Genomic DNA, 24898 nt, shown 5'->3' with positions numbered 1-24898 from the left:
CGGTGTGGGGTCGGTCATCGATCAAGCCCGTCCGGCGTTTGAGCACGCGCCCGCAGGGCGATGTGCGGCGCCCGAGCCGACGGTGCGGGACGTCTTCACGCGAGATGTCTTACGGAACGCGCCCCCGCGCAGCCCCGCCAAGCTCACCGCAAGCCCCGCGAGCAGCGCCAACGCCCCCGCCGGTGCCAGCGCGGCGACGGGCGCCCGTTCGACGTACATCCGTGACTCCTCCAGCATCAGCCCCCACTCGGGCGCGGGCGGCTGCGCGCCGAGCCCGAGGAACCCGAGCGAGGCGAGCGCGAGCGCGATGACGGGCAGGCGGAGGACCGCGTGCCGGGCCACCGGGCCCGCGACGGCGGGAAGGAGATGGCGGCCGAGGATCCACCACGGGCTCGCCCCGATGGCGCGTTGCGCGGTCAGATGCCCGGCGGCGCGGGTCTCGGCGACGAGCGCGCCGGTGTGGGCGGCGAGTGGCGGCCAGGAGATGAGGGCCACCGCGAGCGAGGCCCCGGCCGTGCCGGGTCCGAGTACCGCGGCGACGAGGATGCCGACGATCACGGGCGGCAGGGCGTTGGCGATGTCGGAGACGCCCGCGGCCAGGCGCGGCAGAAAACCGAGGGCGAGCGCGCACAGGAAGGAGACGAGACAGACGAGCAGGGCGACCCCGACGGTGCTCGCCGCCCCGTGCCCGAGCCGGGCGAGCACATCGCGGCCGAGCCCGTCGGTGCCGAGCGGATGGGCGGGGGAGGGCGCGGCGAGCCGGGCCGCGGTGTCGACGGCGTACGGGTCGCGGAGCAGCCCCGCACCGATGACGGCGACGAGCAGCCCGGCGAGGACCATCGGCACGGCCGGGCGGATCCGCAGCGGCGGCGGGTCGGGCAGGGCGAGCGCGGCGTCGCGGAGCCCGGGGCCGAGCAGCCGGGCCCGGACGAGTCCGGCGAGCCCGCCCGCGAGCAGTCCGAGGGCGAGGAGCGCGAGCACGGAGCCCTGGAGCAGCGGCAGGTCCTGCGACTTGGCGGCGCCGAGCGCGGTGCGGCCGAGCCCCGGCACCGCGAAGACCGTCTCGACGGCGACGGCGCCGCCGGTGAGCCCGACCACGACGAGCCCGAACTGCGGGACGAGCGCGGGCAGCGCCCGGCGCAGCGCGGCCGCGGTGATCCGCACCGGCGAGACCCCGGAGGCCCGCCACAGCCCGGTCCAGCGCTCGGTGAACACGGCGGGCAGCGCGTCGTCCACGAGCCGCCCGAGCAGCGCACCGGCCGGGACGCCCATGGCGAGCGCGGGCAGTACGAGGTTGACCGGGCCGCTCCAGCCGGAGGTCGGCAGCCAGTCGAGCCACACCCCGAGCACGATCAACGCGAGGGTGGCGAGCAGAAATTCGGGCAGCGAGGCGAGGAGCGCCGCCGTCGTCCCGCGCGAGACGCCCGGCCGACCGCGCGCACCCCGCACCAGGGCGGGTGCGGCGAGCGCGGCCGCGACGACCAGGGCCACCACGAGCGCGGCCCCCATCAGACCGAGGGACACCCCGAGCGCGCCGAGCACGCCCGGAAGGACGTCGCCGCCCGACACCCAGGAGGTGCCGAGGTCGCCGCGGAGCAGCCCACCGGCCCAGGAGCCGAGCAGGTGCAGCGGTCCGGCGTCGAGCCCGAGGTCGGCGCGGATGGCGGCGAGCGCTTCGGGCGTGGCCTCTTGTTCGGCGGAGCGGGCCCGCAGCACGGTCAGCGCCGGATCCTTGCCGGACAGCCAGGGCAGCAGGCCGACGGCGGCGAGCGTGACGGTGAGGGCGAGGCCCCGGGCGAGCCCGGACCGCAGCCCGGGCCGCCGAAGCACCGCCGCCCACGGCACACCGGGGCGCCGCCGCGTAGCGGCCGCGCGGGTCGACTCCACGGCGCCCGACCTCACTTCACGTGGGTGTCGACGGTGACCAGCTCCCGCTCCCGCGGGTCCTTGGCGGAGCCGACCACGCGGGTGGCGTCGCCCTGGATGACCCGCTCGTGCAGCATGGGGATGGCCGCGTCGGTGTTGAGTACGGCCGTCTCGGCGTCGAGGATCGCGCTCCGGCGCCCGTCCCCGGAGGGTGCGGCCTCGGCCTTGCGGATCGCCTTGTCGACCGTGTCGTCGGCGAGTTGGGAGATGTTGAACGAGCCGTCCGAGCCGAAGTCGCTGTGCAGATACGCCGCCGGGTCCCCGGAGTCGAGCACGGTGGCCCGGGACAGGATGAACGCGTCGAACTTCCCGTCGAGCGCGTCCGCCTCGATATTGGCGTACTCGCGCACCTCGAGGCGCACCTTGAACCCGGCCTTCTGGAGCTGCTGTTGCAGCGCCTGCGCGACCTCGGGCAGCTCGGCCCGGTCGGTGAACGTGCCGATGGTGATCGTCTCGCCGTCCGGCTTTCCGGCCTTGGCGGCGTCGGTACGTCCCTTACGCTGCGACGCCCACGGCAGCGCGGGCCCGAGCAGCCCCTCGGCGAGGTCGGCACGGCCCTCGTAAATGTCCTTGACGAGCGCCTTCGCGTCGATCGCCGACCGCGCCGCGGCCCGGAGACCCGCGTCCGCGAACGGGCCCGAATCGGCGTTGAGATACAGCGTGTTGGTGCGCGGCATCGGCACCTCGGTGATCTGCTCCGGCTTGAGCAGCGAGGCCTGCGAGACCGGGACGGACTCCACGATGTCGGCCTCTCCGCTGCGCAGCGCGGCGGCCCGCGCGGCGCCGTCGGGCACGAACGTCGCGTCGATCCCGGCGGCCTTGGCGCGGCCGCCCCAGTAGTGCTCGTTGCGGTCGAGGTGCGCGGAGCTGGTGCCGTTGACCTTCTTGAGCACGAAGGCGCCGGTGCCCGCGCCGACCGGGTTCACGGTCTTTCCCTTGTACGCCTTGGCCGCGAGGATCGACAGCTGCGGCGAGGAGAGCCGCTGCGGCACCAGCGGGTCCACGTCGCCGGTGGTGACGGTGACGGTGTTGTCCTTGTCGCCCTTTGCCCGCACGGTCAGTTCGACGCCGTCGAGGATGCGCGGCTTGGGCGCGGCCTGCGCGGCCGCGGTGAGGGAACGCTCGACGTCCCGCGCCGTGAGCGGCGTGCCGTCGTGGAACCGGACGCCGTCCCGGATCGTGAACGTCCAGGTCTTCGGCGAGGTTTGGGCCCACTTGGTGGCGAGCGCGGGCTCGGCGTCACCCTCGTCGTCGAGCGTGACGAGGGTCTCGGCGGTGGACCAGCGGGACAGTTTGAACGCGTCGTCGCTCAGCGGGGACAGGGCGGAGCGCGGCGGCTGCATCATCGCGACGCGGATCCGCTCCCCGGAGCCGTCGGCGGCGCCGCTGCCGGACCCGGAGAAGCAGCCGGAGAGCAGCAGCGCGCCGGCGAGCGCAGCGGCGGTGGTGGGCAGGGGTTTGGGCAGGTGCACGGAGGTTCCCGAGGTCGCGAGTTACGTGGCCTTGACCGTAGCGTATGACAATCATTTTCAACAAACTCGGTGACCTTTCAACTATCCAGAAGGAGTCGACGGGCAGGTGAGTCCCCGTGGTCGAAGCGCTTCGATGTGCCGCGATGCCCCTATGGACATCCGCTCCCGGCCGCTCTAAGGTCATCGTCCAGAGAGCCCGGCAGTCCAACTGGACGCCGCCGCAAGGACGTTGTCGAAGCGCTTCATCTCGCCGCCCCGGGAGTGCGGAATGGTCACCCTCGCCGATGTCGCCAAGGACGCCGGAGTCTCCGCCAGTACGGTGAGCTATGTCCTGAGCGGCAAGCGTTCCATCTCCGCCCCCACCAGGGAACGCGTCGAGCGCAGCATCGACCGGCTCGGCTACCACCCCAACGCGGGCGCCCGCGCCCTCGCCAGCAGCCGGTCCAACATCATCGCCCTGATGATGCCGCTCCGTACCGATATGTACGTCCCGGTGATGATGGAGATCGCCGTCGCCGTCGCCACCACCGCCCGCACCCACGGGTACGACGTCCTGCTGCTCACCGGCGAGGAGGGCGCCGCCGCCGTGCACCGCATCGAGGGCAGCGCGCTCGCGGATGCCGTGATCGTGATGGACGTGGAGCTCGACGATGCCCGGCTGCCGCTCCTGCGCCACTCCGAACGCCCCGCCGTACTCATCGGGTTGCCCGCCGACCCGGCCGGACTCACCTGCGTCGACCTGGACTTCGCGACGGCCGGGGCGCTGTGCGCGGAGCACCTGGCGGACCTCGGGCACCGCGATATCGCCGTCATCGGCGAGGCGCCCGGCGTCTACGAACGGCACACCGGGTTCGCCGAGCGCACCCTCGCGGGCGTACGTGAGCGGGCCCGGGCGCGCGGCCTGCGCGCGGTGCACCGGCCGTGCGAGGGCAGCTATGCGGCGGTGGCTGCGACCCTGGCCCGCGTCTTCGAGGAGCGCCCCGGCACCACGGGCTTCGTCGTGCAGAACGAGGCGGCCGTCGAACCCCTGCTCGCCCTGCTTCGCCACCAGGGCCGCGCCGTGCCCGAGGACATCTCGGTCACCGCCATCTGTCCCGAACAGGTCGCGTCGCAGGCGTCCGTGCGGCTCACTGCCGTGTCCATCCCGGCGCAGGAGATGGGCCGCCGGGCCGTGGAGCGCCTGGTCGCACAGCTGATACCGGGCGCCGCGCGGCGCGGCACCGGCCACGGCTCGCCGGGCGGCGCGCCGAACGGGCGCCCGGGCCCGGAGCTGCTCACCCCCGAACTCACCGTCCGCGCCAGCACGGGCCCGGCCCCGAGCCCCGCGTAGATCCCCGCCACCGCCACCCACCAGGAGTGCCGCCCCGTGGACACCCCCCACACCCTGGCCCAGTCCTCGCCCACCGTCGGCACCCTGCGCGCCCGCGACGGCGCGTTGGAGTGGAGCGGCCGCCAGGAGACCGTACGCCTCGAACCCTGGGGGCCCGACGCGATCCGCGTCCGCGCCCGCCTCGGCGGCGGCGGGATGCTCGACGGGCTGCCCGGGGCCCTCCTCGACGCACCGGAGGACGCCAACGACACCCGCCCGGAGATCGAGCACGGGCAGGGCCGTCTCACGGTCGGCGCGCTCACCGCGCACATCGACGCCGAAGGGCTCGTACGGTTCACCCGCACCGACACCGGCGCCGAACTCCTTGCCGAGGAGCGCGCCCACTTCTGGTGGCCGGGCCCGCGCCTCTACACCGCGACGGGGAACGGCCACCACCGACTTGAGCAGCGCTTCTGCGCGTACGAGGGCGAACGGCTCTACGGCCTCGGCCAGCACCAGCACGGCCTGCTCGACCAGAAGGGCAGCGTCCTCGACCTGGTGCAGCGCAACGCCGAAGTCGCCATCCCGGTCCTGGTCTCGAGCCGCGGCTACACGTTCCTGTGGAACAGCCCGGCGATCGGCCGCGTCGAGCTCGCCGCCAACGGCACCCGCTGGGTCGCCGACTCGGCCCGCCAGATCGACTACTGGATCACCGCGGGCAGCCCCGCCGACGGCCAGCGCCGCTACAGCGCCGCCACCGGCCGCACGCCGATGCTGCCCGAGTGGGCCGCCGGATTCTGGCAGTGCAAGCTCCGCTACCGCACCCAGGACGAACTCCTCGCCGTGGCCCGCGAGTACCAGAGGCGCGGCCTGCCCCTGTCGGCCATCGTCTGCGACTTCTTCCACTGGACGCACCTGGGGGAGTGGCGCTTCGACCCGGAGCAGTGGCCCGACCCGGCCGCGATGACCGCCGAACTGCGCGCGCTGGGCGTGGAGTTGGTGGTGTCGGTATGGCCGTCCGTGTCGCCGCTGAGTGAGCACCACCGGACCATGGAACAGCGCGGCCTGTTCATCGGCACGGAGCACGGGCCGCTCGCGCATGCCGACTGGCCGGACAAACAGGTCGCTGCCCCGGTCCAGGTCGCCTTCTACGACGCGACCAACCCGGAGGCGCGCGCGTTCCTCTGGGACCGGGTGCGGGCCAACTACCTGGAGCCGTACGGCATTCGGGCCTACTGGCTGGACGCCTGCGAGCCGGAGCTCAAGCCCGCCTTCGCCGCCAACCTGCGCTACCACGCGGGCCCCGGCCTCGAGGTCGGCAATCTCTACCCGCGCGAGAACGCCCGCGCCTTCCACGAGGGCCTGCGGTCCGCCGGGCAGCCCGAGGTGATCACCCTCAACCGCTCGGCCTGGGCGGGCAGTCAGCGTTACGGTGCCGCCCTCTGGTCCGGTGACATCGGCACGGACCTGCCGACGCTGCGCCGCCAGATCGCGGCCGGTCTGAACGCCGGGCTCTCCGGGATCCCCTGGTGGAACACCGACATCGGCGGCTTCCACGGCGGTGACCCGGATGACCCCGCGTACCGCGAAGTGATGGTCCGCTGGTTCCAGTTCGGGGCGCTCTCCCCACTGATGCGGCTGCACGGCTACCGCGACCCGGGCATGCCGCTCGGCCCCGACATGACCGGCGGACCGAACGAGGTCTGGTCATACGGACCGGAGGCGGGCGCCGTCCTGGAGTGGTACGTCCACCTCAGGGACCGCCTCAAGCCGTACGTCATGGACGTCATGCGCGCCGCCCACGAGGAGGGCCTGCCGGTGATGCGGCCGCTGTTCCTGGAGTTCCCGGCGGACGACACCTGTTGGGCGGTCGACGACGCGTATCTCTTCGGCCCCGATCTCTTGGTGGCGCCCGTCCTGGAGCCCGGCGCGCGGACCAGGACCGTCCACCTCCCCGCGGGCGCGCGCTGGACCGATGCCTGGACCGGCGAGGAGTACGCGGGCGGCTCGGACGTGACCGTGCCCGCCCCGCTGGAACGGATTCCGCTGTTCCAGCGGGACGGGGCACGGCTGCCGATCCTGCCCGCGTAGTTACGGCGTCACTTGGTGCCCAGGTAGTAACTCACCTGCGGCGGCTGGTTGTAGCCGGTGTTCTGCCAGGCCACGCCCGTGCGGTAGACCGGGTCGTGCATGAGCGTCGGCAGCCGGTACTCGGTCGCGTACGGCGTGGTGTAGAGCCGCAGTGCCGTGGAGTCCGCGTTCCGCCAGAGCATCTCCTCACGCCAGTCGCCGAGCAGGTCGGCGGAGAGCGAGGGGTTGCCCTTGGTCCAGTTGTTGGAGCGGGCCTCCTGGTCGTACCAGAGGCGGGTCAGCTCGGTGCTGCCGGTGTGCTTGAGTATCTGCCCGTAGCCGGAGCCCGCCGAGCCCGACCAGCGGTGGTCGAGCAGCTCGCGGTGGGCGTCGCCGTCCCACCAGATCGCCGAGTTGTACGAGGCGCCGCCGCCGAAGGACGGCACACTGTCGCTGATCTTCGTGCCGTCCGCCGCGTAGAAGCCGCCCGCACTCGACCAGCACTCGGCCCCCGCGTGCTCGCGGGTCAGGTCGGCGCAGATCCCGCGCCCGACGTCGGAGCCGGTGCGCGAGCCCCACAGGATCTCGCCGGTCCGCGCGTCGTGCATCTCGTAGCCGTACGCGGCCGACGTGCTCTCGTGCACGTTGAAGGACTCCAGACCCGCGCGGGCCGGGTTCAGGTCGCCGACGTGCAGGGCGTCGCCGTGGCCGAGCTTCGTGGTCCACAGGCCATGGCCGTTGTCGTCGACGGCCATCGCGCCGTACACGATCTCGTCCTTGCCGTCGCCGTCGAGGTCGGCCACCGCGAGATTGTGGTTGCCCTGCTTGTCGTAGCCCTTGCCGTAGTTGGTCGAGGAGTTGGAGTCGAACGTCCAGCGGCGGGTCAGATCGGAGCCGTTCCAGTCGTACGCGGCGAGCGCCACCCGCTCGTAGATCCCGCGCGTGAACACCATGCTGGGCTTTGCTCCATCGAGATACGCGGTGGCGGAGAGCAGCCGTCCCGAACGGTTCCCCCAGGTGTCGCCCCAGTCGGCCACGTTCCCGCGCGCGGGCTCGAAGGGCACGGAGTCCATCACCTTGCCGGTGGTGCCGTTGAAGACGGACAGGAACTCGGGGCCGGTCAATACGGCGCAGTTCTCGTCGAGATGGGACGCGTCCGGGTCCCCGATGACGGTCTCGGCGGAGTCCTCCGAGCCGTCCGACGTGCGCACGGCCATCTCGGCCTTGCCGTCGCCGTCGTAGTCGTACACCTGGAACGAGTCGTAGTGCGAGCCGCTGCGCACATTGGTGCCGAGGTCGACCCGCCACAGCCGGGTGCCGCTCAGGTCGTAGGCGTCGTAGACGGTGGGCCCGGTGCAGGTGCCGGAGTTGGCGGAGTCGGTGGCATTGGACGGCGCCCACTTGAGCACGATCTCGTAGTCGCCGTCGCCGTCCAGGTCCCCGACGCTCGCGTCATTGGCGGAGTACGTGTAGCGGACGCCGTCCTGGGTGGTGCCGCCCGGCGGCTGATCAAGCGGGATGTCGAGCCGTCCGCCCGCCCACACGGAGGTCTTCTCGCCGGGCTGCTCGGTCCCGCCGACCACGGCGCGCACCTCGTAGGTGGCCCCCGAAGTGCCGTCCGGATCAAGGTAGTTGGTGTTCCCGGTCGCGGCGATCTCGGTGCCGTCGCGGTAGAGGCGGAAGGAGACGTCCGCCGGATCGTCGCCGAGCATCCGCCAGGTGACGAGCACTCCGTCCCCGGAGGGCACGGCCACCGGGCCGCGGCCGAGCCGCTCGGCGATGCGAGCGGCGGCAAGTGCCTTGGCGGCGCTGTTGGCGGGGGCGGTGGCGGGCGTGAGGGCCGCGGGCGTGAGGGCCGCGGGCGTGGCGGGTGCGGCCCCCGCCAACTGGGTGGCGGTCAGCCCGCCACCGGCCACGAGCGCGGTGACCAGGGCGCCGATGGCGAGTCTGCCGGGGCGGCGCCGGTGTCTGGAGCGTGCGGGGTGGGACATCGGTACCTCATCCGTCGTGGGGGATGGTGACGATGACGCCTCTGAGTCGCCGCCCGGCCGCGCGGAGGTTGCCTCATGGACCCTGTCCGCACCGTTGACCCCTCCAACTCTCCCCGCATATCGTCCCGTTCGAACTTCCGAATCTCGTCTGATATCTCGAACAGAGAAGTACTGAACGGAACGGGACTCCGTATGCATTCATTCCGCTCCAGATTCGGTCTGGCGGGCGCCGCCCTCCTCGTGGGCACCCTCGTCGCCGCCCCCACCGAACCCGCCCAGGCCGCCGAGGTGGCCGACTACACCCTCGACGTCGACGCGGCCGCCGAAGGACCGGCCATCGACGACACCATGTACGGCGTCTTCTACGAGGACATCAACCACGCCGCCGACGGCGGCCTGTACGCCGAGCTCGTGCAGAACCGCTCCTTCGAGTACGCGCCGGTCGACAACTCCCAGTACACCTCGCTGACCTCCTGGAAGACCGAGGGCACGGCAGCGACGGCCGACGACGACGGCCGACTGAACGCCCGCAATCGCACCTACCTGAACCTCGGCGCCGACTCCTCGGTCACCAACACCGGCTACAACGAGGGGATTTCGGTCGAGCGCGGCAAGACCTACGACTTCTCCGTCTGGGCCCGCACCGACGGCTCGGCCCCGCTCACCGTCACCCTGCACGACGCCGACGGGGAGCTCGCCGGGGCCAAGCGCGTGACCGCGCGCGGCGGCTGGGCCAAGTACACCGCCACCTTCACCGCCGCCCGCACCAGCGGCACCGGCCGACTCACCGTCGCCACCGCGCAGCCCGCCGCGCTCGACATGGTGTCGCTCTTCCCGCGCGACACCTACAAGGGCCGCGAGAACGGGCTGCGCAAGGACCTCGCCGAGAAGATCGCCGCCCTGAAGCCCGGGTTCCTGCGGTTCCCCGGCGGCTGCCTCGTCAACACCGGCAGCCACGAGGCGTACGACGAGGCGTCCGGCTGGCAGCGCGAGCGCTCGTACCAGTGGAAGGACACCATCGGCCCGGTCGAGGAGCGGGCCACCAACCACAACTTCTGGGGCTACAACCAGAGTTACGGCCTCGGATACTACGAGTACTTCCAGTACGCGGAGGACATCGGCGCCGAGGCGCTGCCCGTCGTACCCGCGCTCGTCACCGGCTGCGGCCAGAACAAGGCCACCGACGACCCCGAGCTCCTCAAGCGCCACATCCAGGACACCCTCGACCTCATCGAGTTCGCCAACGGGTCCGCCACCAGCGAGTGGGGCAAGAAGCGCGCCGAGATGGGCCATCCCGAGCCGTTCGGCCTCAAGCGCCTTGAGGTCGGCAACGAGGAGAACCTGCCCGACGAGTTCTTCGCCCGCTTCAAGGAGTTCCGCAAGGCCATCGAGGCCAAGTACCCCGACATCCAGGTCATCAGCAACTCCGGCCCGGACGACAGCGGCGCCACCTTCGACCGCGCCTGGGAGCTGAACCGCGAGGCGAACGTCGCCATGGTCGACGAGCACTACTACAACAGCCCCGCGTGGTTCCTGGAGAACAACGACCGTTACGACTCCTACGACCGTTCGGGCCCGAAGGTCTTCCTCGGCGAGTACGCCTCCCAGGGCAACCGCTTCTCCAACGCCCTCGCGGAAGCCGCGTTCATGACGGGCCTGGAACGCAACGCGGACGTCGTCAAGCTCGCCTCGTACGCCCCGCTGCTCGCGGACGTGCACGACGCGCAGTGGAAGCCGGACATGATCTGGTTCGACAACAACCGGTCCTGGGGCTCGGCGAATTACGAGATGCAGAAGCTGTTCATGACCAACACGGGCGACCGGGTCGTGCCCAGCAAGGCGTCCGGCACGCCCGCGCAGTCCGCCCCGATCACCGGCGCGGTCGGCCTCTCCACTTGGGCCACAAGCGCCGCGTACGACGACGTCCGGGTGACCGGCGAGGACGGCATGGAACTGCTCTCCGACGACTTCTCCGGCGATGCGAGCCAGTGGACGAAGGCGGGCGACGCGGGCGAGTGGGCCGTCCAGGACGGCGCGTACGTCCAGTCCGACGAGACCGCCGAGAACACCATGGTCACCGCCGGGGACAAGGGCTGGCAGAACTACGACCTGAAGGTCAAGGCCACGAAGAAGTCCGGCAAGGAGGGCTTCCTCGTCGCCTTCGGCGTCAAGGACACCGGCAACCACTACTGGTGGAACCTCGGCGGCTGGGGCAACTCCCGGTCGGCCGTGGAGAAGGCTGTAGACGGCGCCAAGCACACCATCGCGGGCACGGAGAAGAACACCACCATCGAGACCGGCCGCACCTACGACATCGAGATCAAGGTGCGCGGCCGCCAGGTCACGCTCTACCTCGACGGCAAGGAGTGGGGCAGCTTCACCGACGACGCGAAGGCCGAGCCGTTCCGCCAGGTCGTCACCCGCGACCAGGCCACCGGCGACCTGATCGTCAAGGTCGTCAACGCCCAGGACACGGCCGCCCGCACGCGCATCGACCTGGGCACCGACTCCATCGCCGACACCGCACGGCTCACCACGTTGGAAGCGGCCCCGGACGCGGAGAACACCGCGACCGAACGCCCGGTCAAGCCGGAAACGTCCACGGTGAAGGGGGTGTCGCGCCAGTTCACGCATACGTTCCCGGGTAACTCGGTGACGTTCATGCGCATCGCCGAACGCTGAACCGCGTGCCACCTGACACGTGCCGCGTGCCACCTGCCGCATGGCGCCGCCCCGCCGGTCCTCCGGCGGGGCGGCGCCGCCCGGGCTGACGTCATCCGTACGACCTGCGGTTCCGTCACGCCCGTTGACCCTGCCGTAACGCCGCCTTACCGTTTTGGCGTTCGGGATTGCAGATGCCGTACGAAATCCCGAACGGCCGTGTGTGCGTGCACCGTTGACGGGACTCCGGCCCACCGGCGGTGCGTCGCGCCCCCGTTCCTCATTCCCGAAAGGCCCCTATGAGCCGCCCCGACTTTCCCGCCCGCAGAACCCTCCTCAAGGGCACCTTCGCCGCCACCGCCCTCACCGTGGCCGCCCCCGGCCTGGCCCGGGCCGCCACGGCAGACCGGCGCGCCGTTGCTGCCAATCCGCTCGTGCGGCAGCGCGCCGACGCGCACATTCACCGGCACCCCGCCGACGACCGCTACTACTTCACCGCCACCGTCCCCGAGTACGACCGCATCATCCTGCGCCGCTCGGACTCTCTTGCCGGTCTCAGTAACGCCGACGAAGCGGTGATCTGGCGGGCGCACGAGACCGGTGACATGGGCGCACACATCTGGGCGCCGGAGCTGCATCACATCGACGGCGCCTGGTACATCTACTTCGCCGCCGCGCCGGCCGACGACGTGTGGAAGATCCGGATGTGGGTCCTGGAGAACCGGAACCCCGACCCGTTCCGGGGGAAGTGGACCGAGAAGGGGCAGATCGTCACGGCCTGGGACACCTTCTCGCTCGACGCCACCACCTTCACCCACGGCGGCACCCGCTATCTCGCCTGGGCGCAGCACGAGCCCGGAATGGACAACAACACCGGCATCTTCCTCTCCAAGATGGCCAACCCCTGGACCATCACCGGACCCCAAGTGCGGCTCACCACCCCGGAGTTGCCCTGGGAGCGCGTCGGCTACAAGGTCAACGAGGGCGCCTCGGTGATCCAGCGCAACGGCCGCGTGTTCATGACGTACTCCGCCAGCGCCACCGACAGCAACTACTGCATGGGGCTGCTGACCGCCGACGCGGACAGCGATCTGCTGGATCCGGCGTCCTGGGTCAAGTCGCCCGAGCCGGTGTTCGTCAGCAGTGAGGAGAACAAGCAATACGGGCCGGGGCACAACTCGTTCACCGTCGCCGAGGACGGCCGGACCGATGTCCTCGTGTACCACGCGCGCCAGTACAAGGAGATCGAGGGCGATCCGCTGAACGACCCCAACCGGCACACCCGCGTGCAGCCGTTCACCTGGAGGTCCGACGGCACCCCGGACTTCGGTGTGCCGGTCGCCGACGGTCCCATCGATCTACGTCGCTAAGTCCAAGTGGTCGGCGTCCGTGCCTAGTTGAAGCACCTCGATCCTTCTTCCGTCCGAACCGTTGACTCCCCGGGGCCCGCTCTCTACCTTGACGGCAAGCGCTTTCTGGAACGTTTCAACGTACGCCTGGAGGACGAACCGTGCGGACCACCAAGGGTGTTCATGGGGTCGAGGGAGTCGACCGCCGCGCCGCGCTCAAGCTCATGGGCGGCTCCGCCGCAGCTCTCGGCCTCACGGCTGCGGGCTGCGGCACGGGCGCCGGTGCCGATGGCACGGTCACCATCCGGTACTCCTGGTGGGGCGCCGACGACCGGGCGAAGCGCATCAATGAATCGATCAAGCTGTTTGAGAAGAAGCACCCGAAGATCAAGGTCAAGACCGACTTCCAGCCGTACCTCGACTTCTGGAAGAAGTTCAACACCCAGGCGTCCGGGGGCAATCCGCCGGACGTCTTCCAGAACGCCATCGGCTTTCTGCGCAAGTACGATGCCAAGAACGTACTCCTCGACCTCAATCAGCAGGTCGAGGCGGGCAACCTCAGCATGGACAACTTCCGCGCGGGCCTGGAGAAGTTCGGCGTCGTCGACGGCAAGCTGCTCGGCGTCCCGGTCGGCTCCAACTCCATGGCCCTGGTCATCGACAAACCCGTCTACACCAGAGCGGGCATCACGCCCGAACAGGGCTGGACCTGGGACGACTTCGACGCCGCCCTCAAGAAGATCCGCGACAGGACCGGACGCGCAGGCGACAGCGGCATGTACGGCGTCATGTACCTGTACGACCTGTATCTGCGCCAGCACGGCAAGGCGTTCTTCACGGAGCAGGGCCTCGGCTTCAGCGAGGCCGACCTCACCACCTGGTGGACGAAGGCCCGGGCCGACACCCGCGCCGGACTCGTCGCCGACACCAAGAAGGTCGTCCAGGCCAAGCCCAAGTCCGCGGTCACCGCCGAGCTCGCGGCCGGCGAGTTCACCTGGGACAACTTCACCAACCGCTACAGCGCCGAGGGCAAGAGCGAGTACGGGCTCATGCCCATCCCCACCACCGACGGCAAGAAGACCGGCCAGTACCTCGGCTCGCTGATGCTCAGTGCCTCCAAACGCACCCAACACCCCAAGGAAGTCGCCCAGTTCATCGACTTCATGGTGCACGACCCCGAGGTCGGCAAGATCATGGGATACGACCGCGGGGTGCCCGCCACCACCGAGCAGGACGAGGCGTACAAGCCCACGAACCCGGTCGACCAGGAGATCTCCGCGTACGAGAAGTCCCTCGTCGACGCCGGAGTCCTGGAGACCATCACCCCGCACCCGGCGGGCGCCGACATCTGCGAGTCGGCCTTCCTGCGGATCGCCGAGGAACTCACCCTCGGCAAGCGCTCCGTGGGCGAAGCGGTGAAGCAGTACTTCACCGAGGCGACGACGGCGCTCGGCGGCCGAGGGGAATGACGACCGTGAGCCAGGCCTCCGCCGCCGTGGCGGGCGGCAGCGAAGCCGACGCATCCACCGATCGGGCGGGCCCGCCGGGCAGTTCCCGCGACGGGGGGACCGGCGGGCCCGCCGCACAGCGCCGCCGGGGCCGCCGTGAGAACCTCGCCGGCTATCTCTTCATGTCGCCGTGGATCGCCGGGTTCCTGCTGCTCACCGCGGGACCGATGATCGCCTCGCTGTACTTCGCCTTCACCGACTACAACCTTTTCGACGCCCCGCGCTGGATCGGCCTCGACAACTTCGCCGAGATGTTCGCCGACCCGCGCTGGCGCCACTCGGTGTCCGTGACCCTGTGGTACGTCGTCATCGGCACCCCGCTCAAGCTGGCCCTCGCCCTGGGCGTGGCGCTGCTGCTCGCGCAGCAGCGGCGCGGGCAGGCCTTCTACCGGGCCGCGTTCTACGCCCCGTCGCTGATCGGCGCGAGCGTGTCCGTCGCCGTCGTCTGGAAGGCGATCTTCTCCGACGACGCGCTCGTGGACCGTGCGCAGCAGGCCCTCGGCATGGACGTGGGCGGCTGGATCGGCGACCCCGAGTGGATTCTGTACGCCCTGGTGGCGCTCACCGTCTGGCAGTTCGGCGCCCCCATGGTGATCTTCCTGGCGGGTCTGAAGCAGGTGCCGGTCGAGTTGTACGAGGCGGCCGAGGTGGACGGCGCCGGGCCCTGGCGCCGGTTCTGGAGCATCACCCTGCCGATGATCACCCCGGTGCTCTTCTTCAACGTCCTCCTGGAGACCATCCACTCCTTCCAGATCTTCGCCTCGGCGTACATCGTCGGCGGCGGCGCGGGCGGCAACGCCTGCGGTCCGGCGGACGGTTCGCTCGTCTACACCTGTTATCTGTACGTCCAGGGCTTCGAGAACAGCCGGATGGGGCTCGCCTCCGCGATGGCGTGGCTGCTGCTGCTCGCGGTGGCTCTGGTGACGGCGGTTCTGTTCTGGTCCCAGAAGCGCTGGGTGCATTACGAGGGGGAGGCGACCCGATGACCGCACTCGCCGCTGTCCGGCGTCGTGGCGCCGGTTCGCTCGCCTGGCATCTTGGCGCGCTCGCCGTGCTCGCCGTGGTGCTGTACCCCGTGGTCTGGCTGATCGGCGCCTCCGTCAAGCCCGGTGACGAGATCGTCGGCAGCCTCGACCTGCTGCCGACCGAGCCCATCGCCGACAACTACCACCGCCTGACCGAGGGCATCGCGGACCTCCCGATCGGTACGTTCTTCGTCAACTCGCTGTTCGTCGCGGGCGGTTCGGTGCTCGGCGTGCTGATCTCCTGCTCGCTTGCGGGGTACGCCCTGGCGCGCATCCGCTTCGCGGGCCGCAATCTGCTGTTCACGCTCATGATCGGCACGCTGCTGCTTCCGTACCACGTGCTCCTCATCCCGCAGTACGTGCTCTTTCAGAAACTCGGCCTCATCAATACGTACACGCCGCTGCTGATCGGCAAGTACCTCGCGACCGAGGCGTTCTTCGTCTTCCTCATGGTGCAGTTCATGCGGAACCTGCCCAAGGAACTGGACGAGGCCGCGCGCCTCGATGGCTGCGGCCATCCGCGCATCTACTGGTCGATCGTGCTGCCGCTGTGCCGACCCGCTCTCATCACCAGCGCCATCTTTACGTTCATCAATGCCTGGAACGACTTCATGGGACCGCTGATTTACCTCAACGAGCCCGAGAAATACACCGTTTCGCTCGGTCTGAAGATGTTCGTCGACCAGGAGGGCGTCGCCGACTACGGCGGCATGATCGCTATGTCACTCGTCGCGCTTCTGCCGGTGCTGCTCTTCTTCCTTGTCTTTCAGCGCTATCTGATCGATGGGATGGCGACATCGGGGCTGAAGGGGTGAGCCGGGTGCTGCTCCGGGAACGCTTCGGGGTGTTTGCCGAGTGCCTGCTCACCGGCGTGTGGATCGCGCTCGCCGGGTTGCCGCTCGTCACGCTGCCCGCCGCGTTCGCAGCCGGGGCGGCGCATCTGCGGCGGCACCTTCGGCACTCGGCCTCGGGGTGGCGGCACTTCGCGGCCGACGTGCGGTCGGCGATGGGGCGGCGCGGCTGGGTGGTGGGGGCCGCGGGCCTGCTGGCCGTGCTGCTCGTGGGGCTCGACCTTGCGTTGGTACGGGCGGGATTGCCCGGTGGTCCGTTCGTCGGCGCCGTAGGGGTGCTTGCCCTGCTCTGTGCCGTGGTGGCCGGGCTCCGGGCCGCTGTCCGGTGGGCGCCCGGTGCCTCCTGGCGGGTGTTGCTCGCTGGGGCGGTTCGGCGGACCGTGCGGGATCCGGTGGGGTCGTTCGTGGTGGTTTGTGGGTTTGCCGTGGTTGCCGTATCCGCGTGGTTTGCGGCACCGCTTGTCGCTCCCGCGTTGGGGGTTCTTGTGGGGGCGGTGCTTGCTGTGGAGCGGCGGGCGTAGTCGGGCGTTTTTTCTTCCCCAGTCCCGCCCCTTCCCGTAACTGGGGGCCTGCGGCCCCCAGACCCCCGCTTTGTCGCGCTGTACGCGCTCGTCCTCAAACGCCGGACGGGCTGGTAGTTGGCCCCGTCCTCAAGTCCCGGACGGGCTGGATCGGATCCCTAGGAGTCGTATGTCCTCTGTACCGCGGAGAACTCTGCTCAAGGCCGCCACCGCCACCGCCGTAGGCGCCGCCGTGCCCTTCGGCTCGTCCGCACCCGAGGCTGCCGCCGCCCAACCGCCCGCCGCCGAACCCGTCACCGTCTCCTGGCTGGAGGACGGCCGTCTCGGCGCCGCCCCGGGCTCGACCTTCGGCGTTCCCTGGCCCAAGGGGACGCACCCCGGCGACACCGGCTTCCGGCTCACGACCGCCGACGGCAAGGAGGTGCCCGTACAGACCTGGCCCACCGCCTACTGGCCCGACGGCACGCTGAAGTGGACCGCCCACGCGGTGGGCACCGGCACGGCGGCCGCGGACGCCGACGCGTTTACGTTGGCCGCTGGGACGGCCGCCGAGCCGCAGGAGCGCGTCACCGTCAGTCAGACCGCCGGGACCATCACCGTCGACACGGGCGTCATCAAGGCCGTGATCCCCAAGGACGGTGGACGGATCGTCGCATCCGTGGTCCGGGGGCGCACCCCCATCGCCACCGACGGTCGGCTCGTGCTGCTCCGCCAGGGCACCCCGGACGAGGACGATCAGGGCTCGGAGCGCTGGGAACGGTTCGACGGTGATACCAGCGGTGCGAAGGTCGAGCAGCACGGGCCGGTCCGTGCGGTGGTCCGGATCGACGGCAAGCATCGCAAGGGCGGGCGCAGTTGGCTGCCTTTCGTCATCCGGCTCTACTTCTACGCGGGGGGCGAGTCCTTCCGCATGGTGCACACCATGACGTACGACGGGGAGCAGCCCGCCCGCGGGCGAGAAGGCGACTTCATCCGGGGGCTCGGCGTCCGCTTCAGCGTGCCGCTGCGCGACAAGCCGTACGACCGCCATATCCGTCTCGCGGGTGAGGGCAAGGGTTTCCTCACCGAGGCCGTGCAGGGGATCACGGGGCTGCGTCGCGACCCCGGTGCCGCCGTCCGCGCGGCGCAGGTCAAGGGCGAGAAGCTGCCCGACCCGTCGACCTGGGACCAGCGGGTCACAAGCCGTCTTCAGTACGTGCCGACCTGGGGCGACTACACGCTCGCACAGCTGTCGGCCGACGGGTTCTCGCTGCGTAAGCGGACCAAGCCCGGCCACGGGTGGATCGCCGCGGGTGGCGGGCATCGTGCGCGGGGCTTCGGGTACGTCGGCGGAGTGAGCGGTGGACTCTCCTTCGGGCTGCGGGACTTCTGGCAGAAGCACCCCGCCCAGCTGGACATCCGGGGTGCGGCCGGTGACGCCGCCGAGGTCACGCTCTGGCTCTGGTCGCCCGAGGCCCGTCCCATGGACCTGCGCTTCTACCACGACGGCATGGGCCAGGACAGCTATCCCGAGCAGCTCGAAGGGCTCAACATCACCTACGAGGACTACGAGCCCGGCTTCGGCACCCCGTACGGCATCGCCCGCACCAGCGAGTTGATGTTCTGGGCGAATGCCGCCACCCCCAGCGCGGACGAGCTGCTCGCCCAGGCGCAGGCGGCCTCGCGACCACCCCAACTTGCCGCATCCGCCCGCGACATGGCCCGGGCCGGGGTCTTCGGCGGTCTCTTCAGCCCCGTCGACCGCGGGGACGCCGCCAAGGCCAAGATCGAGGACCAGCTCGACCGGCTCTTCACGTACTACAAGGACCAGGTCGAGCAGCGCCGCTGGTACGGCTTCTGGGACTACGGCGACATCATGCACACGTATGACCCGGACCGGCACCAGTGGCGGTACGACGTCGGCGGCTACGCCTGGGACAACTCCGAGCTCTCGCCCGACCTGTGGCTCTGGTACGCGTATCTGCGCTCGGGCCGGGCCGACATCTTCCGCTTCGCCGAGGCCATGACCCGGCATACCGGCGAGGTCGACGTCTACCACCTGGGCAAGTGGGCCGGGCTCGGCACCCGGCACGGTGTGCAGCACTTCGCGGACAGCGCGAAACAGCAGCGCATCTCGACCGCCGTCTACCGGCGCCCCTACTACTTCCTCACCGCGGACGAGCGCGTCGGCGACCTGATGCACGCGCTCGTCGACTCCGACGAGACGTTCCTCGCCATCGACCCGCTGCGCAAGATCCGCACCGAGCCGTACGAGCCGGACCCGCATGCCCTGTCCATCGGCTTCGGCACCGACTGGAGCGGCCTTGCCGCGGCCTGGCTCACCGAGTGGGAGCGCCGCGGCCCCAAGGCGAAGAAGGCCGAGGCCCGGCTGCGCTCCACCATGGCCACCATCGGCGCGCAGCCCAACGGCTTCGTGCAGGGCAGCGGCCTGTACGACCTCGACACCGGGCACTTCGCGGTGGCGGAGAAACCCAAGGTGGAGGTCTCGCATCTGTCGGCCATGTTCGGTCTGGTCGAGATGTGCGCCGAGTTGATCGATCTGATCGAGGAGCCGGACTTCGAGGCGGCCTGGCTCGACTACTGCCGCTACTTCAACGCCACGAAGGCGCAGCAACGCGAGCGCTACGGCAGTGACTTCGGCACTCTGCTGCTCTTCCAGGGCCACTCCCGCATGGACGCCTACGCCGCCGCGCACACCGACGACGCCGAACTGGCCGCCCGCGCCTGGCAGAAGTTCTACGACAGCGACGGCTACACCCGGGCCTTCGAGTGGTCGATGACGGAGATCGAGGGCCCAGCGACCCTGGAGCCCGGCCACGAGAATCCGCGCATCAACACCAACGAAACCGCCCTGTTCGGCCTCGCCGCGATCCAGAACCTCGCCCTGGTGGGCGACCGGATGCCCGGTGGTGCGGCGCGATGAGACGAGCTGTACTTCTCGCGGCCGCCTGTGTCGTGGCAGGCTGCACGCTCCCCACGGGAACGGCGACGGCTACGGCGCCCGCGGCGCCGGACAACGGCTCCCGCCCTGCCCCGTCGGCCGCCTGCACCGGCACCGCCCCGGTCGTCTGCCATTACGACCTGCCCCCGGGCACGTACGACATCACGGTCCGGCTCGGCGGCGCGGAGGCCGGGCGTACGGACCTCACCGCCGAGGCCCGCAGGGCACTGCTCCCCGAGACGGCGACGGCGGCCGGTGAGACGGTACGCCGGGCCGTCACCGTCGACGTGCGGGAGCCGGAGGGCGAGCCGACCGGGCCGGGCGGAAGCCCGGGGCTCGACCTGCGGTTCGGCGGGGCGGCACCCCGGCTCGCGGATATCGACGTCCGCCCGGCGCCGCGGACGCGCACGCTGTTCCTGGCCGGCGACTCGACGGTGAGCGATCAGGCGGTGGCTCCGTACTCGGGCTGGGGGCAGCTGCTGCCACAGCACTACGGCAGCGGTGTGGCCGTCGCCAACTACGCCGACTCGGGGGAGAGTTCCGGGTCGTTCCGCTCCCACCCGGCGCTGTTCGCGGCGCTGGAGCACCGGGTCGCGGAGGGCGACACGGTGCTCTTCCAGTTCGGGCACAACGATAAGCAGACGACCGCCGCGGACTACCGCACGCACCTGACCGACATGGTCGAGCGCGTGCGGGCCCGCGGCGGCCGCCCGGTCCTGGTGACCCCGCTGGTGCGCCGCTGGTTCAACTCCGACGGCACCCTGAACAACGGGGTTGCCCTGCACATCAACGGCCAGGGCGTCGACCTTCCGGCCGAAATGCGCGCCCTGGCCGCCGAGTTGGGCGTCCCCCTGATCGACCTCACGGCCCTGTCCAAGGACCGGGTCGAGGAGCTCGGCCCGGAGGACTCCAAGCCGCTGTACCTGATGACGGAACTCGGTGACAACACCCACACGTCCGTGCGGGGTGCCACCGAGTTCGCGACGCTCGTACGAGCGGAGCTGGCCGAACAGGGGCTTCTGGGCTGATGAACCCTTAGGTCCCTCTGAACCCTTAGGTCCCTCAGCCGGGTGCGGGCGTCGTCAGAGCTTGCCGACGCCCGCACCCGCGGTGACGGAGTCCTTGACGCTCGTCGCCGCTTCCGGGGTGTACTCGTACGGGATGGCCTCGACGTCGCCGCCGGTCTGGCCCTCGCCCGAGTTCTCCAGGTGGTTGTCCTTGGCCACGAGCGAGCCCGGTCCGGAGTCGCCCTCACCGACGTGGAACGGGTCCTCGGTGTTCTCGAAGTAGTTCGCCTCGACGAGCACGCCCGCGTCCATCGTGGACGCGACACCGTACGAGCCGACGTTGCTGAAGTAGTTGTTCACGACGTGCACCGGGTTGCCGAAGCGGACCCGCGGGTTGCGCTGGTTCGTGCCGTCGAACCAGTTGTGGTCGTACGTCACCCGCAGCTTGCCGGTGTCCTGGTCGCCGTTGTCGTCGGAGTGCCCGAGCAGCATGTTCTTGTCCTGGTCGTGCGCGTGGTTCCAGGACACGGTGATGTCGGTGGAGCCGCGCTTGATGTCGAGGCCGCCGTCCTTCGCCCCGGAGATGTCGTTGTGGTCGAGCCAGACCTTCGACGACTCCTGGACGTTGATGGCGTCGTCGTTGGAGCCGCTGAGCGTCAGGTTCTGGATGATCACGTTCTGCACGCCGCTCACATTGAGTCCGCTGCCCGTGATCTTCCCGGCGGTGCCCACGCCCACCACGGTCTTGTCGGCGGCGACCTTCGTCATCTCGCTCAGCTCGATGGTCCCGTCGACCTGCACCACCAGGGGCCCGTCCTGCTGCACGGCCTCGGTGAACGCACCGGCGTCCGAGACGGTGACGGTCTCGCCGCCCGCGCCGCCGGTGGTTCCGGCACCGTACCCGATGGGCTCGGCGGCGGCCGCCTTGGCGGCCTGCTCCTGCGGCGCCGAGGTGGCGTACGCGGTGCCGAGGGCCGCCAGGGCGGCACCGGCGGTCACCGCGGCGGCGGCCGCCGTCAGGGTCTTGCGGCTGCCGCGGCCGTGTCGTGCCGCGCTCGTCCTGCGCATGGGGGATCTCCGTTCGTGTTGGGGGAGTTGGGGTTCAGGAGGTGGGGATCAGTTGACGTCGACGGAGTAGGCGCCGGTGTCGACCCGCCCGGTGCCCTTGAAGACCTCGGTTCCGGCCTCGACCCCGGTCAGGTACTTCGCGTCGGACAGCAGCCCGCGGCGTACCAGCTCGGCGAGGAAGTCGTCGAGGTCGAGAGCGGTGGACGTGGTGTTCTCGGTCCGTACGAACGAATGGACCTTCCAGCCGATGTCGCCCTCGTACAGGTCCCACGAGGCCCCGCCCAGGCTGACGGTGGCGACCTTCTCGCCGAGCGGGCCCGCGCCGCCTTGCCGGTTGAGCCACACCATGACCTCGTCGCTCGGCTGGTCCTGCCAGTCGACGTCGGACTTGGTGTGCAGCCACAGGTCGTAGGCGACGTTCATGGTGCCGGGGTCCGCGCTGACGTCGAAGTCCCAGGACGTGTTGACGTCCTTGTGGTCGCCGACCTTGACGGGCAGCTCGGTGCTCGCCTGGTCGACCTTCCAGCCCCAGTGCCAGCCGAGTACCGAACTGGCGAAGGACTTCACGTCGTTGTCGGTCCCGGACCAGGAGTACTCCGTGCCCCAGCCGATGGTGTCGCCGTCGTGCGCGGTGTCCCACACGCACTGGGTGCCGGTACCGCTGTCCTGCCCCCAGAGGTTGTTGTTGACGTAGTACTTGCCCAGCGTGATCGTCCCGAAGGCCTCACAGACCTTCGCCTCGGCCACGGAGCCGGTCTCCGTCGCGGCGTTCGCCACGGTCATGCTCGCGGCGGCGGCCAGCGCCACACAGCACGCGAGCGCGGTCCTCGCGGGTGTGCCGAGTCTGCGGCGACGGTGCTCGCCGGGTGGCTTCGGAGGCGGCTTCGGGGGCGTAGGCATGGGGGTGCCTTTCGGTGTGGGGGGTGTCGGTGTGTGGGGGGGGGTGGTTGTACGCATGTGGGTTGCCGCACGGCACGGGAAGGTTGCCGGGTGGTTCCGGAGCCTGGGCATGCGCCGCCCGAACCCGCGGCGACCGGCAACCTTCCGCCCCCAGGCGGCAACTCCCCGACGACATCGAGGAGTTCACCCGTACGGAATGGATTGACCGTGACCGTGACCGAGAACCGCAACAAGTCAGCCCGGCACCGCAGAAGGCGCACCGCGCTCGCCGCCGGTCTGCCGTTGGCGCTGCTTGCCTCCGGGGTGTTCGTCTACGGGACGGACTCCGGGGTGTTCGGCGGCGGGGCCGGGGCGGAGGCGGCCGCCGTGGGGGACGCGGCGGCCTGGGCCGAGGAGGCGGCCGACGGGTTCGCGTCCGTCGACGCGCTGGGGCAGGACGGGACGTACGGCGGCCGTGACGGCGAGACCGTGACCGTGCGGACCCTGGCGGAGCTTGAGAAGTACGCCACCGCCGAGGCGCCGTACACCATCGTCGTCGCGGGCGCGATCACCATGGACCCGAAGGGCAAGGAGATCAAGGTCGCCTCGGACAAGACCATCGTCGGGAGCACCGAGGCCGGGTCGGCGGGTGAGATTGTCGGGGGCGGCTTCTTCCTCGGCGAGGGCGTGCACAACGTGATCATCCGGAACCTGACGATCCGGGACTCGTACGCGGGCATCTGGAACGACAAGGAGCACGACTGGGACGCCATCCAGATGGACGGCGCCCACCACGTCTGGATCGACCACAACGACCTCCGCCACATGGCGGACGGCCTGATCGACAGCCGTAAGGACACCACCAACGTCACCGTGTCCTGGAACAAGCTGAGCACCAACAACAAGACCTTCGGCATCGGCTGGACCGAGAACGTCACCGCGGACCTGACCATCCACCACAACTGGTTCCGCGAGTCCGAACAGCGCAACCCGTCCACCGACAACGCGGCCCACGCCCACCTCTACAACAACTACCTGGAGGACGAGCCCGGCACCGACATCACCACGTCGTACGGCAACTGGGCGCGCGGCGCCACCAAGATGGTCCTGGAGAACAGCTACTTCGACGGCACCGCCAACCCGGTCATCAAGGACGACACCGCCGAACTCGTGCAGCGCGGCAACGTCTTCGAGAACACCAGCGGGCGCAATGAGAGCGGCGGGGACGCCTTCGACCCGAAGGAGTTCTACGCGTACCGGCTCGACAAGGCCAAGGCCGTGCCCGGGCTGCTCAAGTCGGGGGCGGGGCCGCAGCGATCACCAGGCCGCAGCTCCGACCATCCGGTCCAGGCCGCCGACACCACCCTCACCGTCGGCAAGGACGGCCAGTACGCCACCGTGCAGCAGGCCGTCGACGCCGTGCCCGCCGGGAACTCCGAGCGCGTCGTCATCGAGATCGCCCCGGGCACGTACCGCGAAGCCGTGAAGGTCCCGGCGGACAAGCGGCACATCACGTTCCAGGGCATGGGCGGCAGCCGCAAGGACACCGTCATCGTCTTCGACAACGCTTCCGGCACGCCCAAGCCGGGCGGCGGCACGTACGGCACCAGCGGCAGTGCCACCGTCGCGGTCGAGGCCGACGACTTCCAGGCCCGCAATCTGACGTTCTCCAATGACTTCGACGAGGCCGCCAACCAGGACATCAAGGACCAGCAGGCGGTCGCCCTGCGCACCGCGGCCGACAAGATCCTCCTCGACGGCGTGATCGTCACCGGTGACCAGGACACGCTGCTCCTCGACACCGCCGCCAAGGAGCGGCTCGGCAGGGTCCGTGTCACGAACTCCCACATCACGGGGAACGTGGACTTCATCTTCGGTCGCGCCACGGCGGTCATCGACCGTTCGGTGATCGCCCTGAAGAAGCGCTGGAACGGTACGTCGGCCGGATACATCACGGCACCCAGCACGGCCGCCGGGCGCAAGGGCTTCCTCATCACCGGGTCGACCGTGACCGGTGAGGTGTCGGACGGAACCTTCTACCTGGGCCGTCCCTGGCACGCGGGCGGCGACGCGTCGCTCGACCCGCAGACCACGGTCCGCGATACGACGCTCAGCGCGGCCGTGAAGTCCACGCCCTGGACCGACATGGGCGGCTTCTCCTGGAAGGACGACCGCTTCGCCGAGTACCGCAACACCGGCCCCGGCGCGGGCCCGGAGACCGAGGACCGCCCGCACCTGAGCGACGCCGAGGCCGCCGAGCAGGAGGCGGCGGACTGGCTGGGGGACTGGAACCCGTCCTCCTGAGGACCCCGGCCCCGGC

Annotated in this window: 16 protein-coding genes; 11 read left to right on the top strand and 5 right to left on the bottom strand. The window is 70.4% G+C overall.

What is annotated here, in order from left to right; genetic code table 11:
* Positions 1-21 precede the first annotated feature (21 nt).
* Together ACWD10_RS22720 and ACWD10_RS22715 are read right to left on the bottom strand one after the other, a co-directional pair.
* Entirely contained in the window at positions 22-1812 is a 1791-nt protein-coding gene (locus ACWD10_RS22720) for an ABC transporter permease subunit (RefSeq protein WP_451093767.1), read from the bottom strand.
* Between the two features lie 86 nt (positions 1813-1898).
* Positions 1899-3398, bottom strand: a complete 1500-nt coding sequence (locus ACWD10_RS22715) for an ABC transporter substrate-binding protein (RefSeq protein ID WP_451093738.1) — start codon at positions 3396-3398, stop codon at positions 1899-1901.
* Between the two features lie 268 nt (positions 3399-3666).
* On the opposite strand from ACWD10_RS22715, the gene ACWD10_RS22710 reads away from it, so the two are divergent.
* Both ACWD10_RS22710 and ACWD10_RS22705 read left to right on the top strand, forming a co-directional pair.
* Entirely contained in the window at positions 3667-4728 is a 1062-nt protein-coding gene (locus tag ACWD10_RS22710) for a LacI family DNA-binding transcriptional regulator (RefSeq protein ID WP_451093736.1), read from the top strand.
* 36 nt (positions 4729-4764) lie between these two features.
* Entirely contained in the window at positions 4765-6798 is a 2034-nt protein-coding gene (locus tag ACWD10_RS22705; protein WP_451093734.1) for a glycoside hydrolase family 31 protein, read from the top strand.
* A gap of 8 nt (positions 6799-6806) precedes the next feature.
* Here the strand turns inward: ACWD10_RS22705 and ACWD10_RS22700 are convergent, their stop codons facing one another.
* Complete coding sequence (locus ACWD10_RS22700; protein ID WP_451093732.1) at positions 6807-8768, bottom strand: rhamnogalacturonan lyase; 1962 nt, start codon at positions 8766-8768, stop codon at positions 6807-6809.
* A 192-nt stretch (positions 8769-8960) separates the two neighbouring features.
* On the opposite strand from ACWD10_RS22700, the gene ACWD10_RS22695 reads away from it, so the two are divergent.
* The 8 genes from ACWD10_RS22695 to ACWD10_RS22660 all read left to right on the top strand — a co-directional run bounded on the left by ACWD10_RS22695 (position 8961) and on the right by ACWD10_RS22660 (position 20652).
* On the top strand, positions 8961-11450 hold the full coding sequence (locus ACWD10_RS22695; protein ID WP_451093730.1) for an alpha-L-arabinofuranosidase C-terminal domain-containing protein: 2490 nt from the start codon (positions 8961-8963) through the stop codon (positions 11448-11450).
* Between the two features lie 278 nt (positions 11451-11728).
* Positions 11729-12799, top strand: coding sequence for a glycoside hydrolase family 43 protein (locus tag ACWD10_RS22690; protein WP_451093728.1), 1071 nt, complete (start codon positions 11729-11731; stop codon positions 12797-12799).
* Positions 12800-13002: 203 nt separating this feature from the next.
* Positions 13003-14247: an ABC transporter substrate-binding protein gene (locus ACWD10_RS22685; RefSeq protein WP_451093765.1), complete on the top strand. Its 1245-nt coding sequence runs from the start codon at positions 13003-13005 to the stop codon at positions 14245-14247.
* Positions 14244-15272: a carbohydrate ABC transporter permease gene (locus ACWD10_RS22680; protein ID WP_451093726.1), complete on the top strand. Its 1029-nt coding sequence runs from the start codon at positions 14244-14246 to the stop codon at positions 15270-15272. The genes ACWD10_RS22685 and ACWD10_RS22680 overlap by 4 nt, the downstream gene beginning before the upstream one ends.
* Positions 15269-16126 carry a carbohydrate ABC transporter permease gene (locus ACWD10_RS22675; protein ID WP_451093724.1) on the top strand — a complete coding sequence of 286 codons (858 nt, stop codon included), beginning with the start codon at positions 15269-15271 and terminating at the stop codon, positions 16124-16126. The genes ACWD10_RS22680 and ACWD10_RS22675 overlap by 4 nt, the downstream gene beginning before the upstream one ends.
* 5 nt (positions 16127-16131) lie before the next feature.
* Complete coding sequence (locus tag ACWD10_RS22670; protein WP_451093722.1) at positions 16132-16683, top strand: hypothetical protein; 552 nt, start codon at positions 16132-16134, stop codon at positions 16681-16683.
* 169 nt (positions 16684-16852) lie between these two features.
* Positions 16853-19606 (top strand): exo-rhamnogalacturonan lyase family protein, encoded by a 2754-nt coding sequence (locus tag ACWD10_RS22665; RefSeq protein WP_451093720.1) that lies wholly within the window; start codon positions 16853-16855, stop codon positions 19604-19606.
* Positions 19603-20652, top strand: coding sequence for a rhamnogalacturonan acetylesterase (locus ACWD10_RS22660; protein WP_451093718.1), 1050 nt, complete (start codon positions 19603-19605; stop codon positions 20650-20652). The genes ACWD10_RS22665 and ACWD10_RS22660 overlap by 4 nt, the downstream gene beginning before the upstream one ends.
* Before the next feature lie 54 nt (positions 20653-20706).
* Here the strand turns inward: ACWD10_RS22660 and ACWD10_RS22655 are convergent, their stop codons facing one another.
* On the bottom strand, positions 20707-21699 hold the full coding sequence (locus ACWD10_RS22655) for a pectate lyase family protein (protein WP_451093716.1): 993 nt from the start codon (positions 21697-21699) through the stop codon (positions 20707-20709).
* A gap of 48 nt (positions 21700-21747) precedes the next feature.
* Positions 21748-22599: a GH12 family glycosyl hydrolase domain-containing protein gene (locus tag ACWD10_RS22650; RefSeq protein WP_451093714.1), complete on the bottom strand. Its 852-nt coding sequence runs from the start codon at positions 22597-22599 to the stop codon at positions 21748-21750.
* A 213-nt stretch (positions 22600-22812) separates the two neighbouring features.
* Here ACWD10_RS22650 and ACWD10_RS22645 point away from each other — a divergent pair, with 213 nt between their 5' ends.
* On the top strand, positions 22813-24882 hold the full coding sequence (locus ACWD10_RS22645) for a pectinesterase family protein (RefSeq protein ID WP_451093763.1): 2070 nt from the start codon (positions 22813-22815) through the stop codon (positions 24880-24882).
* Positions 24883-24898: the final 16 nt, after the last annotated feature.

Source organism: Streptomyces sp. NPDC002851, assembly GCF_053591935.1.
The sequence above is the reverse complement of the archived record's forward strand: the minus strand, read 5'-3'. Positions and strand labels throughout refer to the sequence as shown.

Excerpts from the sequence above, each read along its gene's own strand:
- ACWD10_RS22665 (WP_451093720.1), top strand. The coding sequence starts at position 16,853 with ATGTCCTCTGTACCGCGGAGAACTCTGCTCAAGGCCGCCACCGCCACC.
- ACWD10_RS22710 (WP_451093736.1), top strand. The coding sequence starts at position 3,667 with ATGGTCACCCTCGCCGATGTCGCCAAGGACGCCGGAGTCTCCGCCAGT.
- ACWD10_RS22650 (WP_451093714.1), bottom strand. The coding sequence starts at position 22,599 with ATGCCTACGCCCCCGAAGCCGCCTCCGAAGCCACCCGGCGAGCACCGT.
- ACWD10_RS22675 (WP_451093724.1), top strand. The coding sequence starts at position 15,269 with ATGACCGCACTCGCCGCTGTCCGGCGTCGTGGCGCCGGTTCGCTCGCC.
- ACWD10_RS22660 (WP_451093718.1), top strand. The coding sequence starts at position 19,603 with ATGAGACGAGCTGTACTTCTCGCGGCCGCCTGTGTCGTGGCAGGCTGC.
- ACWD10_RS22695 (WP_451093730.1), top strand. The coding sequence starts at position 8,961 with ATGCATTCATTCCGCTCCAGATTCGGTCTGGCGGGCGCCGCCCTCCTC.
- ACWD10_RS22700 (WP_451093732.1), bottom strand. The coding sequence starts at position 8,768 with ATGTCCCACCCCGCACGCTCCAGACACCGGCGCCGCCCCGGCAGACTC.
- ACWD10_RS22680 (WP_451093726.1), top strand. The coding sequence starts at position 14,244 with ATGACGACCGTGAGCCAGGCCTCCGCCGCCGTGGCGGGCGGCAGCGAA.
- ACWD10_RS22685 (WP_451093765.1), top strand. The coding sequence starts at position 13,003 with ATGGGCGGCTCCGCCGCAGCTCTCGGCCTCACGGCTGCGGGCTGCGGC.
- ACWD10_RS22655 (WP_451093716.1), bottom strand. The coding sequence starts at position 21,699 with ATGCGCAGGACGAGCGCGGCACGACACGGCCGCGGCAGCCGCAAGACC.
- ACWD10_RS22690 (WP_451093728.1), top strand. The coding sequence starts at position 11,729 with ATGAGCCGCCCCGACTTTCCCGCCCGCAGAACCCTCCTCAAGGGCACC.